Origin of the sequence: Cytobacillus firmus, from assembly GCF_023657595.1 — a bacterium.
Taxonomy (GTDB): Bacteria; Bacillota; Bacilli; order Bacillales; family Cytobacillaceae; genus Cytobacillus; species Cytobacillus firmus_B.
In genome coordinates, this window is sequence record NZ_CP098323.1 from 3,486,861 (window position 1) to 3,500,898 (window position 14,038).

The window sequence follows — 14,038 nt, forward strand, 5'->3', positions numbered from 1 at the left end:
CGCTTTACATTTATAAAATAAACCCTTCTCAAAGATAGAAGGGTCTAACTTAGATATTTTAACAAAGAGAAACCTTCACGGCAATGAAAAACTTGGAAACCTCCCTTAATGCTTAACAATTACATATAGTTCTTCTGTTAAGGCATGGGCAATTCCGTCTAGAATTGCTTCAAGATTGGCTGCGATGATTTCCATTTCTTTTTTATCTTCACAATGAAAAACGGCTGTTCCTGAAGGTATTTTGGATGGATTTGTTGTAATTGCAGCAAGTATGTATTTTTCAAGCACCATACACTAACTTCCTTTCCCGTTCGTTTGCCGTTCAGTAGGCATCCTAATCGCATTTTCGAGTGTTGGGACTGCTTCGATGACTTTTAGGGCTTTATTAATATCCTTTTCCTGGGGCAAGACAAATACCCCTACACGCCCATCATCCAGATCCCTTTTCGCCAGAGGAACAAGCGCAGGAGTCCCGGAATCCCGGTAAACACCCAAAGCTGTAGAAACATCATGCAATATAGCCTGCCTCTGTCCCAGATTAGCAATAGTGGATCGGGCATTGAAATTTTTTGGATTTAAAATAAACCCCATGCCATATCGGAGCACTTCTGCTTGCCTTTCAGGCAAGCCAATATTCATAATGTAAATATTGTCCACATACAAGCCTGCTCCATCAAAACGCGGTTCCACAAACTCAACATCAACAATATCCTTCAGCCTGCCACCCGACATTAATTTCGTGGAAATCAGTAAGGCTAGAACCGCTGCCGCAAGTCCTCCCCATATATTAAACAGCAGATAGCCTAGAGTACTAAGCAATGATGTGAAGATTACAAGATAATTCCTGCTTTCAAAGGCTATTGCTACACCTTCTATATATGTTTTGCCTCTTGGAACCATTTCATAGCTGTCCAGCTCAGTAAGTGTGTTTCTCTCCATATTTCTGACTTCTCTAAACTGGGATGCTGCAAGAGTCAGAAAGGTGATGGCTGTGAAGTCTTCCTCCATAATTGAAGGAATTGCTACCGTTCCCAGGCCTGCAGCAATGAATCCCAGTGCAACGTGTATAATTTTCCCATGCAAATATGTAGGATATTGCCGGTAATCGGTCCGAAGCATATAAATACGGGTCAAGGTTCCTGTTGCCAGACCAAAAAGGATCGGGTACGTGTATTCACTCATGATAATTTTTGTTTCTCCCTTTCAAAATGTTTAAAGTTCGCTTCAATATATTTGACCGTCCAATGCACTGCAATCCATAAAGAAGATATGGAAATTGAAATGGCCATGATATCCAAAAAGGCCAATGATCCAATCGTATACGGAAAGGAAAATGATTTAAGGATAAATGCATACAAAAATTCTCCCTGAATGCCTCCGAGCAATATTAACGGCAGCCTGAGCATTCTGTTTTTTTGCAGGAGTACAGCCATATAAACCATAAGGACTGAAAGCATCCATTCCCGGGAGAAAATCACCCAAACAGGATCAAACAGTTCAAAAAGGTGAAAAGTGACATAGGCCATCATCAGGATGAATGTGCAAAAAAGGAAATAAAGTCTGCTCAGTTTTTTTAGTCTCCCGGCAAAAACATATAGTGATGCAAGCAGAAAAAGTACAGCAATACCAATTTCAAAATTAAGGATATTAACTGTCAGGGGTGACATGATCACTAAGCATAAGATCCAGGCAGACAATAAAAACCTGTATTTATTAGTTCGAGCCATAAAAAAAGTCGCCATAATCCAAACCATCCAGGAAATCCAATAAAAAATTAACCCTTCCATCCTCTACCTCCTATCATTTCCATTATGGCTACTTCGTATGTAAATTAACCCTGTAAGTTCAAAAGCTGCGTCTATGGAATCCCAGTTGCCTTTTTTGCATAATTCTCTTCCGCTCACTTCATCTTAATAACATGGAGGTGTTAAATATGGGCAAAGACAGACAGGAAAAAAAGCTGAAGAATAGCGGAAAAGTGGAGTCCGATCGCGACCAGGCACTTCATTATCCTGGAGCTTCCAAGATGCAGAGTCCCGAAGAAGCCAGATCTCTGAATGATTCGAAATACAGTTAAGAAAAGCTGCTGCGCCTTGCTATGCACTGCAGCCATAATGAAAAAAATAGCTCTCGTCAAATGACGAGAGCTATTTTTGGGTGGTCCGTCTGGAATATGCTTTTGTATCAATTCCACGTTCATTCAGCCAATGGTGGGTTCTTCCAGATATGATAATCGGAGACTGCTGGAGTTCCGCTATGTTTTTTGCCCCCAAGGCAGTCATGATTATCTTCAATTCAGAATGAATACTGTTAATCTCTTCGATAAGTGCCTCAAGTCCTTCTTTCATCAGAACCTTTAAAAAGAATCCCGCCATCCCGGCAGCTCCTGCACCAAGCGCAACTGCCTTTGCTATATCATGACTTGTCTGAATTCCCCCGGAAGCAATGACAGCAACGCCTGCTTTTAAAGATGCAGCTTCTGCGATGGAGACAGCTGTCGGTATTCCCCATTCATCGAAAAACGTTAACAGTCTATCTCTTCTTGCATTTTCAATACGGGAGAAATTTGTTCCTCCAAATCCGCCGATATCAATGGCTGTAACACCGACAGATGCAAGCATTGAAGCTGCTTCTTTATTTATGCCAAACCCTACTTCTTTTACTACTACTGGGACTTCGGAATGGGCGACGATATTTTCAATTCTCTTTAATGCACCGCGAAAATCACGGTCCCCTTCCGGCATGGTCAATTCCTGTACAGCATTTAAATGAATTTGCAGTGCATCTGCTTCAATCATATCAACTGCTGCTTTTGCCTGATCGATTGTAGCTTCACTTCCTAAGTTGCCAAAAATAATCCCTCGGGGGTTTTCTCGTCTGACAACCCTGTAGGATTCTGCTTCACTTGGATCCTTAAGTGCAGACATCTGAGACCCTACTGCCATAGCAAGGCCTGTTGATTTGGCAGCCAAGGCGAGATCACGGTTAATTTGAACCGTTCTTTCTCCTCCGCCTCCTGTCATGGCATTTATAAAAATTGGCGAACTTAATGAAAGTTCGCCAATTGAAGTGCCTAAATCTGCCTGATCAAGAAACGCATCAGGAAGGCTTTGATGTACAAAAGCAACATCCGCTAAACCGGTATTGCTGCTCTGGCCTGTTGCTAAAGCATGCTGTATATGATCCCATTTACGTTTTGATCTGGACACAATTTATCACCATTACTTTTTTAAATTCTTTAGCTGGTCGCCAATCATATCACCAAGCGAGAAGCCTTTTGTTTCTTCAGGAAGTTCATAGTCAGTCACTTCTTCCTGCTCTTTTTCAAGAAGATCTTTGATGCTCAATGACAAACGCTGATCCTGTTCGTTCACATCAAGAACCTTCACTTTCACTTCCTGTCCTTCGCTTAGAACTTCATGTGGAGTTCCGATGTGCTTATGAGCAATTTGAGAAATATGGACAAGTCCTTCAACACCCGGGAAAACTTCAACAAATGCTCCGTATGAAACAAGCCTTCTTACTGTTCCATCAAGTGTGCTGCCTTTAGGAGCCTTCTCGCTGATATTATCCCATGGTCCAGGCAGAGTCTCCTTAATGGATAGTGAAATGCGTTCATTGTCGCGGTCAACGCTTAATACTTTCACTTTCACTTTTTGGCCTTCCTCGACAACATCTGAAGGCTTTTCCACATGCTCATAGGAAAGCTGGGAAATATGAACAAGTCCATCTATTCCGCCGATATCAACAAATGCTCCAAAGTCAGTAATTCTTTGAACTGTTCCATCCAGGACCTGGCCTGCCTGAAGGGACTCCAGCACTTGATGTTTCTGCTTGCCTTTTTCTTCCTCTATTACAGCACGATGAGAAAGAATCAGACGATTTTTATCTTTATCAAGCTCAACAATTTTAAATGTCATCGTTTTGCCTTTATAATCAGTAAAATCTTCAACAAAATGAGCTTCAACCAGGGAAGCAGGAACAAATCCGCGGACACCCAGGTCTACTACTAATCCGCCTTTAACTACATCTTTTATTTCTGCTTCAAAAACTTCACCCTCATTGAATTTCTTTTCGAGAGCTTCCCATGACTTACTGGCATCAACTTTACGCTTTGAAAGAATAAGAGCATCTTCCTCGACTTTTAAAACCTCAAGCTCGAGTTGATCTCCTTCTGATACCGCATCCCCAGCTTTTTCAATGTGCAGGCTTGAAAGCTCGCTGATTGGGATAATCCCGTCCAGTTTGCTGTCAGCAAGATCAACAATGACTTGCTTTTCTTCAACCTTGGTAACTTGGCCTTTCACCTTGTCACCCACCTCAAAATTCTTAACTTCTACTTGATTCATTTCCTCTGACATATGTATTCCTCCTTAATCCAATGGCTGCTTTCAAATTTTTAATCTGTATTCAACTGCCTGCCATCCAGGCAAGAACCCTGTGTCAGCAGCAGAAATACTCGAATGGCTATTTATTTTGCAGGCTTTTTTTCAACTGTTGTTGAATGTCTCTTTCTGCCCTCATATAAAAATTGTTCAGTAAAGGACAGCCTAATTTTTCGAATATTTTCGCCTTTTTAAAAAATGCCTTTTTACTAACTTCTTACAAAAGAAGTTTTTTGTCAAGCAAGAAGGTCTATGAGTAATCTTCAATTAATTTACGTATTTCTGACATAATCAATTCGGTGGTTTCCTCTGCCGAAGCCTTTCTTTCTCTTAGCTCTTTCATATCAATTGGTTTTCCATAAACAACTTTTAATTTTGAAAAAGCTTTATAGGGGCCAATGATGGCGCAGGGAACGACATGCGCTTCTGACCTGAGAGCAAAAAAGCCTGCACCCGCCAGTCCTTTCCCCAGCTGCCCCGTTTTACTTCTAGTACCCTCTGGAAAAAGCCCTAAAACATTTCCTTCTTTTAAGATTCCAAGCCCTTTTCTTAATGCTTCCCTGTCACTCATTCCTCTTTTGACAGGAAAAGCGTTTAGATCGGGAAGAATTTTCCCCAGAACCGGTACATTAAAAAGCTCTTCTTTGGCCATAAAATAAACTGGCCTTGGAGCATTAATGCCGACTACCGGAGGATCAAGATTATCTATATGATTAGAGCAAAGAAGAACTCCGCCTTCTTTCGGAAAGTTCTCCTTTCCGAACACTTCAAATCTGTAAATGGGTTTTAGGACTCCATAAACTGCTGCTTTGGCAAAAGAATAGAGATTCACTTTGAACCAATCCTTTCAATAGCCAGATCCATTATCTTATCGACTACCTGTCCAATTGACAAAGAAGTTGTATCAATCTCTTTTGCATCATCTGCTTTCTTTAATGGAGCTACTTCACGTTCAGAGTCCAATTTGTCCCTTAAAGAAATTTCTTCCTTCAGCTTTTCAAGATCAGATGGATATCCCTTCTGGATATTTTCGTTATGTCGCCTTACAGCTCTTTCATCGACAGAGGCTAAAAGAAAAATCTTTACTTCTGCTTGGGGCAGGACATGGGTTCCGATATCCCTGCCATCCATTACCACTCCTCCATTTAAAGCAAAGCTTTGCTGGCGCGAAACCATTTCTTCCCTAACCAGCCTATGCATGGAGACAACGGAAACAGAATTTGTCACTTCGGAAGTCCTGATTTCATTTGTCACATCCTGGCCGTCAAGATGAATTAATTGCCCTTTTTCGCCTGGCTGCAGTTCAATAACTGTATTGTTTAAAATCTCCATAAGAGAGGCTTCATCTTCGAGGTTTGCATTTTTCTGAATTGCTTTATAAGTCAAGGCTCGATACATGGCACCAGTATCAATATATATGTAAGATAATTTCTCCGCCACGATCTTTGCTACTGTACTTTTCCCTGCAGCAGCTGGGCCGTCAATTGCGATTGATATACGTTTACTCATAGTTCCTCCTGTGTAACCCTGGCCGCTTTTTCCCCAGGTTCATTCCGCTTTTATTTTAACATAATAAGTCTGCTTCAGTGCATAAATAAGCTGTATTTTAAGTCTTACAAATTTTCAAAAGCAGTCTCAAAAAAATCTCACCACAAAAAATAAGCAGGCGCCTGCCTGCTAATTATTTTTCCTGAAAGTTTCAAGCAGCTCAGTAAAATTCTGATCTGTGACACCTTCATACTGTGTCAGCTGCTTTAATTCGGGAAAAGCATCCATATGATGAAAAAAAAATTGAGTGATCAGCAGGAAAACAAATTGCACTATTATTAATTTAAGAATAATCCTCTCCACTGTTTTCATCATTGCCATCTCTCCAACCGGAAATATAAAATCAAGTCAATAGACTTCACCATCTATTATGAGAGATGAATATAAAAATTATTCCTTTATTCATATTTCCAGGCCTTTTTTCTTCATGGCCAATTGCCTTTCGAAACAAAAGCGCAGAAGCAATTGCCTGTCCTGCGGGCTTACCTCCATAAACTGAACAGAAATAAGCGATTTACCATTTCGGGGTTCAGAGACTCTTATTACCTTACTTTTAAGCTTCAAATAATAATTGACACCGTTTTGCATGGCTAATACGAAATAAGTAAATATTTGCATATTGGCTTTTAAGGAACTGTCCATCTTAGCAATGATCGCAGCCCCGCCTGCACTAATATCATCCGTAACGGACACAAAAGGAGAGAACTCATTATTTTCCGCATGGATTGCAACATCAACAGGAGTTTCTACCCGGACAAACTGCCGTCTTTGAATTTTCACTAAATGTTCATCCCCGGGATATGATAAAATCATCATCGGGATTTTTTGCTTAACTCTTCCAAGAACCTCGCTTTCGAAAAGGTATACCGTTCCATCATCAGCCAAAAAGGTAGCCTTCAGCTGTGTACCATCAACCAGAAATGCAGTTTTATTCGTTTCCTGATTTATTGGATAATCAATATATAAGTTATTTCCTTCTCTTTCGGCAAGCTTGCATTTATACTTCTCAGGTTTTTCAGAGTACGTCAATTCGAGCATCAATGCTTCACCAATATTTATCATACTTCCACACTTCCCCATAATAAAAGGATATTCTTGTCATTTAATTATGAACGCTATATAAGAATCCTGCAATAACATTTTGATTTTCTTTAGGTAAAAAGACCCAAACATTCTGAATAAATTGCTGTTCTTTAGTGCTGTCCGTTGATTTCCGCTCCAGGCTGCTCAGCGAACCGCGGGGCGGGCGGTGAGCCTCCTCGACGCTCTGCGTCTGCGGGGTCTCACCTGTCCCGCTACTCCCGCAGGACATTGAATAAGCTTCATTGGTTAAACACCGCACGAAGAAAATGCGAATGCATTTTCGAGGATCTCGCACCTTCCGCTCCAATCAAATCAGTGAATAATATATAAAAAGCAACAAACCTTCGAAAATAGCCAAACAAAAAAAAGAAAGCCTATCCGGCTTTCTTTACACTACATCTTCAAATATTGGTTCTGCATTCTTAAGCTTTTCTACTTTTTCTTCCTGTCCAGTTTCTGCATTTATATAAATCCTGTAAGTATCTTCACCCAATGTGCCCATAAATTCATAACAGGAAACTTCATGATTCAAATCGTTAATGATTATTGCACGCCTGTCTTCCATGACCTTCAGCTGCGGATTCACCTTGGATCTTGCCTCTTCTGAAGTAATCGCAGGCTCAGGGATTTCTCGCTGGTGATGAGATTTTAAATAATCTTCGGCAGAAAAAGCAGTCATCCTGCCATTGTCAAGCGCAATTTTTACACGGATGGAGTCCGGATAAATTCTTACACCATCCTGGTTCGACACGAAGGTGAATACCCCTAAATTGTCATATTGGGCACTCTCGAATAAATCCAGGTCTTTAAAGCCATTGTCCTTAAGAAATTTAACTGCATTATTGCTTGCCTCATTAAGACTTACTTTTTGTTTCGCCACTTTCCGGTCGAGGATAAACCAGATTGGATAGCCGCCTTTTTTGGTAATATCCATGTTTGCTTCTTCATTTGTTTTCTCGTTTAGGATACTCACACTGAAAAACCCGTAATCAGATCCCTTGCCGTTTTCCGTTACTCTGATATTCACATTCTTTCCCAAACCTGCATAACGCTGGCCAATACGTGCAGCTTCTTTTTCTGTTATTTCTTTGCCATTCAGATATTTGTAGTTTTCATCTTTTTTCTGCATATTTACAAATGCAGGCCCAAAGTCTGTCTCTCCATAGCCTTCAACTGTTTTTTCCACTGTCTTAAAGCCGTCTATGATTGTATTATCTGCAGGTTCTTTATTGGACGCGAGAGCCATTTCGACATCCATCCATCTTAAGTTCTTTTCAAGAACCATATGCTGTACTTTACGTAAATCCTGCTGAACATCCGCAGATTGCTTATAAAGCTGTTTGAGCGTTTGGTATTCCTTCTCAGATAATGGCTCCTTCTCTAAATCTCTTACTGCTGTCCGATAACTGAAATCTCCAATATTGGATAGAAATTCTTCGGTTTTATTGAAAGGAAGAAGTGTTAGAGGCAGCTGGCCCACATCCGAGTGGGCTTCTGAAGTCAATCTCCATACTTCTGCCAATTCAGGTGATAGCGAAGTTCTCGAATTCATCGCTAAAGTTGTTCCGATTTTGTCATGCAATAGGTCGACTTGATAAGTTAAATCATGAAATGCTCTTTGATAATTATTTTCAGCATTAATGAGGATTGCATTTTTCTCCCGGTGTTCCTGATAACCCCAAAACGCTGTACCGGCAACACCCAGCGCAAGTACTCCAATAAGAATTCCTCTAAGCATGATTATTCACCCCTCTATTTACAGAATATATGTTTTCCAATCCGCTTGATTTGCGGCCGTGTCCAAATCCATCCGCTTGTAGCGGTATCCGGATTAAAATAATACAGCGCCTCTCCTGTCGGATCCCATCCATTAATCGCATCCAGTACTGCTTTTTTTGCCGTATCATTCGGCGTTAGCCATATCTGTCCATCGGCAACGGCAGTAAAAGCACGAGGCTCAAAAATGACACCAGAAACAGTGTTTGGGAATGAAGCACTGTTTACACGGTTTAAGATAACTGCAGCAACTGCCACCTGGCCTGTATACGGTTCCCCTCTTGACTCTCCATAGACTGCATTGGCCATTAGCTGAATATCATTTTCCGAGAATCCATTAGGGACATTTGAAGCAGTGGGCTGTTTGGGAGCTTCCTGCTGCTGTGCTGTTCCCCCCGTTGACCCTTGCTGAGGCTTAGTCTGCTTTTCAGTTTCCACCCCGCCATAATGGGTAAATTTATTGCCCTTATTGATTTGTTCTTTCACATATTGTTCATTATATTTAGATGCTTTCACGAGCTTGTTTTTTGTTTCCTGGCCGGCAAGCCCGTCAATGGGAAGTCCAAATTCATATTGGAAGTTCCTAAGTGCCCAATAGGTTCCCCACCCAAAGACTCCATCGATCTTCCCGTTGTAAAAGCCTAAATACTGCAGACGGGATTGAAGTTCTATTACATCGTTACCTACAGCCCCGTGCTGAATCACCTGATTTGAAAAGGCATTGGCTTTTTCCATATTCCCGCTCAATGGAATTCCCAGAACACAAAGGGAGATTATGATTAACACCTTTCCTGCCATAAATTTCTTTTTCATGGATTATAACCTCCAAAAGTCAATCTTTTATCATTGATCCTATTTTTTGTAGTCTCTGGCTTTTTATTCAATAACTTGAATCATTTATTAAGGCTGCCGGCAAATAAAAAACCCTCCATCAGGAATGGAGAGTTTTCTGTATATCAATTTGATTATTCACATGCTTTACGCTATGAGCCCTTGCTTTTTTAACTTTTCTTAAGCCCAGCCACCAAAGGAAGATCATAAATGGAAACATGATAAAAATCCAATGCTTAAGGGAAATAAGGATATAGTCGTAAATACCGTGAAGGAGAAAAGGTATAAGAAGTGAAAAGGCTATCCATTTTTTTGTAGATGTTGCCGAGAATTTTCCTTTTCCTATATAATAGCCCATGATAACACCGAAGAGAGCATGACTGGAAACCGGGAGCAAGGCCCTCCCAAGTGCGTGTTCCACACCTAGCCCGATGAGATAGAAGATATTTTCTGCCGTAGCAAAGCCGAGTGATACCGAGGCACCATACACAATTCCATCATATGGTTCATCAAAGGTTATATGCTGATAAATAGTATAGAATAATATAAACCATTTAAAGAACTCTTCCAGCATGCTTGATGATAGAAATGCATCCGCTAAACTGGACTGCAGCACCCCTTCAGTTTCTAAAACATATTGGATGAACATGATAGGGAACACAAGCAAAGCACCAAATAAAAAAGTTTTAAAAACCATTGAGATAGGTTCTGACTCATATTGATCTTTTAAATAAAAATAACTTAATAGTGCCAGTCCCGGCGCGATGCCAGCGGATAATATTCCCAGCATGAGCTGTCCTCTTTTCAATCTGTTTTCTTAATCGTATCATGATATAGTAAGAATTAAAATGATTATTCAAATATTGGAAAATAAATATTTCGGTTCATATTTATTTTTCAAGGCGAAAATTGGGGGATTAACATGGTGAAAAAAAAGATACTTGTTATACACACAGGGGGTACCATTTCAATGAGCGAGGATGCAGAAACAGGTGCCGTAAAACCAACAGATAATAATCCATTAACTGAAAAAACAAAGGAACTGCTGTCCCTTGCAGAATTACTGATTGAAGAGCCATTCCACCTTCCTTCACCGCATATTACGCCAAAGGAAATGCTTAAATTAAAGGAAATCATTGAAAACAGCCTTGCAAAGGAAGAGATTAGCGGCGTAGTGATCACACATGGAACAGATACATTAGAAGAGACAGCCTACTTTTTGGACTTAAGTGTGAAAACATCCCTTCCGATCGTTGTTACAGGTGCAATGAGATCGAGTAATGAAATCGGTTCAGACGGACTATACAACCTTATTTCTTCTATTCGTGTAGCTGCTTGTGAAGAAGCAAAAGACAAAGGAGTCCTTGTCGTTTTGAATGATGAAATCCATACAGCAGAAAATGTTACAAAAACACATACGAGTAATGTCTCTACTTTCCAGAGCCCTCAGTACGGGCCAATTGGAATAGTCACAAAGAGAGGTGTATTATTCCATAACGCGCCGACAAATAGAGAATACTACCCTTTGGATACAGTTGTAAAAAAAGTCACACTCATTAAAGCCTTCGCCGGAATGGATTCTTCTTTGCTTCATGCGATAGGGAATTTAGATTTCGATGGTGTTGTTATCGAAGCACTTGGACAAGGTAATCTGCCTCCAGCCACAATTGAGGGCATTAAAGCCCTTACAGAAAAAAACATTCCGATTGTATTGGTTTCCCGCTGCTTCAATGGAATTGCTCAAGATGTTTATGGTTATGACGGAGGCGGAAAACATCTCAAGGACATGGGGGTAATATTTTCAAATGGGCTTAATGGACAAAAAGCCAGAATTAAACTGTTAATTGGACTGGAGACACAGCAAAATATCGAAGAGATTTTTCAAATATAATTAAAAGGCTGATCTGAAATGATCAGCCTTTTCTGTTTCCGCTCTCTTTTTCAATTATTGCTTTTGCTATTTGTCCGCCGTGAAATCTTCCATTTTCAATAAAAATTTCGTTGGCATTATTTCCGGCAGCTATCACACCTGCAATAAATATTCCAGGGACATTCGTTTCCATTGTTTCAGGGTTAAATTGAGGGCGCCCGGTTTCATCATTAATTTGAATCCCCATATTTCTTAAAAATCCGTGATCAGGATGATAGCCAGTCATGGCAAACACAAAATCGTTTTTAATGTCAAAGGCTTTACCATCCACTGTATATAATAGCTTATTTTCACTAATTTCTTTCACATGTGCATTGAACTCCATTTTAATGACGCCATTTCTCACTAAAGACTCAAACTCAGGCAGAATCCAGGGCTTTATGCTTGGTGAATATTCTGTTCCGCGATAGATCACCGTAACTCTTGCTCCTGCTTTTACCAGTTCGATTGCGGCATCAACGCTTGAGTTCTTCCCTCCGATAACTGCTACGTCTTTATCAAAAAATGGGTGAGCTTCTTTGAAATAGTGAAATACCTTTGAAAGATCCTCACCGGGAACTTCCATGTAATTGGGATTATCATAATAACCTGTAGCAATTATGACGTTATTGACTGTATAATCCCCCTTATCAGTTTGTACTTCAAATGCTTCGGAATGATTTTTTACTACATTTAGAACTTTTTCGTAAGCATTGATCTTAATGCCTTTCCTTTTCACCACTTCCCGGTAATACGTTAGCGCCTGGTTTCTCTTAGGCTTGTAATTTTCCGTTATGAAGGGCACCCCGCCGATTTCGAGCTTCTCACTTGTGCTGAAGAAAGTCTGGTGTGTCGGGTAGTTGTATATTGCATTTACGATATTGCCCTTTTCAATAACAAGGGGGGTTTTTCCAGCTTCCTGAAGGGCAATGGCAGCTGCCAGTCCGCAGGGCCCTCCCCCAACAATAATAGCGTCTATATTCAAGATTCTCACTCCTTAAATGCCAAAAACAAGTATTCCATGCTGCTGTTTATAAAAAATCTCCCATCAGTTTATGATAGGAGATTTTTTATGATTATTCAAATGTGAAGATTTACAGTTAAATCCATCCACGGAATCTTGAAGCTTCCGCCATTTTTCTGACACCTACCATGTAGGCAGCCAGACGCATATCTACACGGCGTGTTTGGGATGTCTGATAGATATTATCGAATGATTTAACCATGACTTTCTCAAGCTTTTCTTCTACTTCTTCTTCAGTCCAGTAATATCCCTGGTTATTTTGAACCCATTCGAAATAGGATACTGTTACACCGCCGGCAGAAGCCAGTACATCAGGGACAAGCAGGATTCCCCGCTCAGACAGAATCTGTGTTGCTTCCAAAGTAGTTGGCCCGTTAGCCGCCTCCACTACAATGCCAGCTCTTATGTTATGTGCATTTTCTTCTGTTATCTGGTTTTCTATGGCTGCCGGGACCAGAATATCGCAATCAAGTTCAAGCAGCTCTTTATTTGAAATTGTATCATTAAACAATTTTGTCACAGTGCCAAAGCTGTCACGGCGATCCAAAAGGTAATCAATATCAAGGCCGTTTGGATCATATAAACCGCCATAAGCATCTGAAATACCAACAACCTTTGCACCTGCATCATGCATAAACTTTGAGAGGAAACTTCCAGCGTTTCCGAATCCCTGAACAACAACTCTTGCACCTTCAAGGTTAATGCCTTTTTTCTTGGCAGCTTCCCGAATGCAAATTGTAACCCCTTTAGCTGTTGCTGATTCCCGTCCATGTGAACCCCCAAGTACAAGTGGTTTACCGGTAATAAAGCCTGGGGAATTAAATTCATCAATCCGGCTGTATTCATCCATCATCCATGCCATGATCTGCGAGTTGGTAAATACATCAGGCGCAGGAATATCCTTAGTAGGACCTACAATTTGACTGATTGCCCGAACATATCCGCGGCTAAGCCGCTCTAACTCACCGAAGGACATATCGCGCGGGTCACAAACGATTCCGCCTTTACCTCCGCCATATGGAAGATCTACAATTCCGCATTTCAAGCTCATCCAAATCGACAGTGCTTTTACTTCCTTTTCAGTTACATTCGGGTGAAAACGAATACCGCCTTTAGTAGGACCAACAGCATCATTATGCTGGGCCCGGTAGCCAGTAAAGACTTTTACTGTTCCGTCATCCATCCGTACAGGAATTTTCACTGTCATCATACGAATTGGCTCTTTAAGAAGCTCATACACCTCATCGGAATAACCCAGCTTCCCTAAAGCCTTATGTATGACCGTTTGAGTCGACTTTAAAACGTCCAATTTTTCAGCTTTATTTGAATCAGTACCTTTCTCGGCTACCATTTGTAAACCTCCTAGAAAAATCACTTTCATTAGTTGTCCGCTTCCATGGAATAGTATACACCTTTGCCTAATTTATGCAAGAAGAATCATGCGGTTTTCCGCATTTTTTGATATTTTTGTGAAAACGCTGT

16 protein-coding genes are annotated in these 14,038 nt (G+C 40.7%); 2 read left to right on the forward strand and 14 right to left on the reverse strand.

Features of this window, described 5'->3' with window-relative positions; all coding sequences use genetic code 11:
* Nucleotides 1-105 precede the first annotated feature (105 nt).
* From NAF01_RS17625 to NAF01_RS17635, 3 genes are read right to left on the reverse strand one after another with little or no spacing between them, the layout of a single operon-like run.
* Nucleotides 106-291 carry a capping complex subunit for YIEGIA gene (locus NAF01_RS17625; protein ID WP_048008161.1) on the reverse strand — a complete coding sequence of 62 codons (186 nt, stop codon included), beginning with the start codon at nt 289-291 and terminating at the stop codon, nt 106-108.
* 3 nt (nt 292-294) lie between these two features.
* The gene (locus tag NAF01_RS17630) at nt 295-1,182 is read right to left on the reverse strand and encodes a YIEGIA family protein (protein WP_048008160.1); all 888 of its coding nucleotides are present in this window, start codon (nt 1,180-1,182) and stop codon (nt 295-297) included.
* Entirely contained in the window at nt 1,179-1,787 is a 609-nt protein-coding gene (locus NAF01_RS17635; RefSeq protein ID WP_163141827.1) for a YphA family membrane protein, read from the reverse strand. The genes NAF01_RS17630 and NAF01_RS17635 overlap by 4 nt, the downstream gene beginning before the upstream one ends.
* Nucleotides 1,788-1,933: 146 nt before the next feature.
* On the opposite strand from NAF01_RS17635, the gene NAF01_RS17640 reads away from it, so the two are divergent.
* The gene (locus NAF01_RS17640; protein ID WP_082138921.1) at nt 1,934-2,077 is read left to right on the forward strand and encodes a YpzI family protein; all 144 of its coding nucleotides are present in this window, start codon (nt 1,934-1,936) and stop codon (nt 2,075-2,077) included.
* A 70-nt stretch (nt 2,078-2,147) separates the two neighbouring features.
* Here NAF01_RS17640 and fni read toward each other — a convergent pair whose 3' ends face one another.
* The 9 genes from fni to prsW all read right to left on the reverse strand — a co-directional run bounded on the left by fni (nt 2,148) and on the right by prsW (nt 10,413).
* Nucleotides 2,148-3,209, reverse strand: coding sequence for a type 2 isopentenyl-diphosphate Delta-isomerase (gene fni, locus NAF01_RS17645; RefSeq protein ID WP_250800913.1), 1,062 nt, complete (start codon nt 3,207-3,209; stop codon nt 2,148-2,150).
* A 12-nt stretch (nt 3,210-3,221) separates the two neighbouring features.
* Entirely contained in the window at nt 3,222-4,361 is a 1,140-nt protein-coding gene (rpsA, locus tag NAF01_RS17650) for a 30S ribosomal protein S1 (RefSeq protein ID WP_250800915.1), read from the reverse strand.
* 274 nt (nt 4,362-4,635) lie between these two features.
* Nucleotides 4,636-5,217: a lysophospholipid acyltransferase family protein gene (locus NAF01_RS17655; protein WP_048008156.1), complete on the reverse strand. Its 582-nt coding sequence runs from the start codon at nt 5,215-5,217 to the stop codon at nt 4,636-4,638.
* Complete coding sequence (gene cmk / locus NAF01_RS17660) at nt 5,214-5,894, reverse strand: (d)CMP kinase (RefSeq protein WP_048008155.1); 681 nt, start codon at nt 5,892-5,894, stop codon at nt 5,214-5,216. The genes NAF01_RS17655 and cmk overlap by 4 nt, the downstream gene beginning before the upstream one ends.
* A gap of 168 nt (nt 5,895-6,062) precedes the next feature.
* Nucleotides 6,063-6,248, reverse strand: coding sequence for a YpfB family protein (locus tag NAF01_RS17665; RefSeq protein ID WP_386852051.1), 186 nt, complete (start codon nt 6,246-6,248; stop codon nt 6,063-6,065).
* A gap of 87 nt (nt 6,249-6,335) precedes the next feature.
* Nucleotides 6,336-6,995 carry a flagellar brake protein gene (locus tag NAF01_RS17670; protein WP_048008154.1) on the reverse strand — a complete coding sequence of 220 codons (660 nt, stop codon included), beginning with the start codon at nt 6,993-6,995 and terminating at the stop codon, nt 6,336-6,338.
* A gap of 409 nt (nt 6,996-7,404) precedes the next feature.
* Complete coding sequence (gene ypeB, locus NAF01_RS17675) at nt 7,405-8,754, reverse strand: germination protein YpeB (RefSeq protein WP_250800917.1); 1,350 nt, start codon at nt 8,752-8,754, stop codon at nt 7,405-7,407.
* 14 nt (nt 8,755-8,768) lie between these two features.
* Nucleotides 8,769-9,605, reverse strand: coding sequence for a spore cortex-lytic enzyme (sleB, locus tag NAF01_RS17680; RefSeq protein WP_250800919.1), 837 nt, complete (start codon nt 9,603-9,605; stop codon nt 8,769-8,771).
* A 118-nt stretch (nt 9,606-9,723) separates the two neighbouring features.
* Nucleotides 9,724-10,413, reverse strand: coding sequence for a glutamic-type intramembrane protease PrsW (gene prsW, locus NAF01_RS17685; RefSeq protein WP_048008150.1), 690 nt, complete (start codon nt 10,411-10,413; stop codon nt 9,724-9,726).
* 132 nt (nt 10,414-10,545) lie between these two features.
* Here prsW and NAF01_RS17690 point away from each other — a divergent pair, with 132 nt between their 5' ends.
* Nucleotides 10,546-11,514 carry an asparaginase gene (locus NAF01_RS17690; RefSeq protein ID WP_250800921.1) on the forward strand — a complete coding sequence of 323 codons (969 nt, stop codon included), beginning with the start codon at nt 10,546-10,548 and terminating at the stop codon, nt 11,512-11,514.
* Nucleotides 11,515-11,536: 22 nt separating this feature from the next.
* Here the strand turns inward: NAF01_RS17690 and NAF01_RS17695 are convergent, their stop codons facing one another.
* Nucleotides 11,537-12,517: a YpdA family putative bacillithiol disulfide reductase gene (locus NAF01_RS17695; RefSeq protein ID WP_206701302.1), complete on the reverse strand. Its 981-nt coding sequence runs from the start codon at nt 12,515-12,517 to the stop codon at nt 11,537-11,539.
* A 115-nt stretch (nt 12,518-12,632) separates the two neighbouring features.
* Nucleotides 12,633-13,907, reverse strand: a complete 1,275-nt coding sequence (locus tag NAF01_RS17700) for a Glu/Leu/Phe/Val family dehydrogenase (protein ID WP_048008147.1) — start codon at nt 13,905-13,907, stop codon at nt 12,633-12,635.
* Nucleotides 13,908-14,038 lie beyond the last annotated feature (131 nt).

Excerpts from the sequence above, each read along its gene's own strand:
- NAF01_RS17690 (WP_250800921.1), top strand. The coding sequence starts at position 10,546 with ATGGTGAAAAAAAAGATACTTGTTATACACACAGGGGGTACCATTTCA.
- rpsA (WP_250800915.1), bottom strand. The coding sequence starts at position 4,361 with ATGTCAGAGGAAATGAATCAAGTAGAAGTTAAGAATTTTGAGGTGGGT.
- NAF01_RS17670 (WP_048008154.1), bottom strand. The coding sequence starts at position 6,995 with ATGATAAATATTGGTGAAGCATTGATGCTCGAATTGACGTACTCTGAA.
- NAF01_RS17635 (WP_163141827.1), bottom strand. The coding sequence starts at position 1,787 with ATGGAAGGGTTAATTTTTTATTGGATTTCCTGGATGGTTTGGATTATG.
- prsW (WP_048008150.1), bottom strand. The coding sequence starts at position 10,413 with ATGCTGGGAATATTATCCGCTGGCATCGCGCCGGGACTGGCACTATTA.
- NAF01_RS17700 (WP_048008147.1), bottom strand. The coding sequence starts at position 13,907 with ATGGTAGCCGAGAAAGGTACTGATTCAAATAAAGCTGAAAAATTGGAC.
- ypeB (WP_250800917.1), bottom strand. The coding sequence starts at position 8,754 with ATGCTTAGAGGAATTCTTATTGGAGTACTTGCGCTGGGTGTTGCCGGT.
- sleB (WP_250800919.1), bottom strand. The coding sequence starts at position 9,605 with ATGAAAAAGAAATTTATGGCAGGAAAGGTGTTAATCATAATCTCCCTT.
- cmk (WP_048008155.1), bottom strand. The coding sequence starts at position 5,894 with ATGAGTAAACGTATATCAATCGCAATTGACGGCCCAGCTGCTGCAGGG.
- NAF01_RS17665 (WP_386852051.1), bottom strand. The coding sequence starts at position 6,248 with ATGATGAAAACAGTGGAGAGGATTATTCTTAAATTAATAATAGTGCAA.
- NAF01_RS17625 (WP_048008161.1), bottom strand. The coding sequence starts at position 291 with ATGGTGCTTGAAAAATACATACTTGCTGCAATTACAACAAATCCATCC.
- NAF01_RS17630 (WP_048008160.1), bottom strand. The coding sequence starts at position 1,182 with ATGAGTGAATACACGTACCCGATCCTTTTTGGTCTGGCAACAGGAACC.
- NAF01_RS17640 (WP_082138921.1), top strand. The coding sequence starts at position 1,934 with ATGGGCAAAGACAGACAGGAAAAAAAGCTGAAGAATAGCGGAAAAGTG.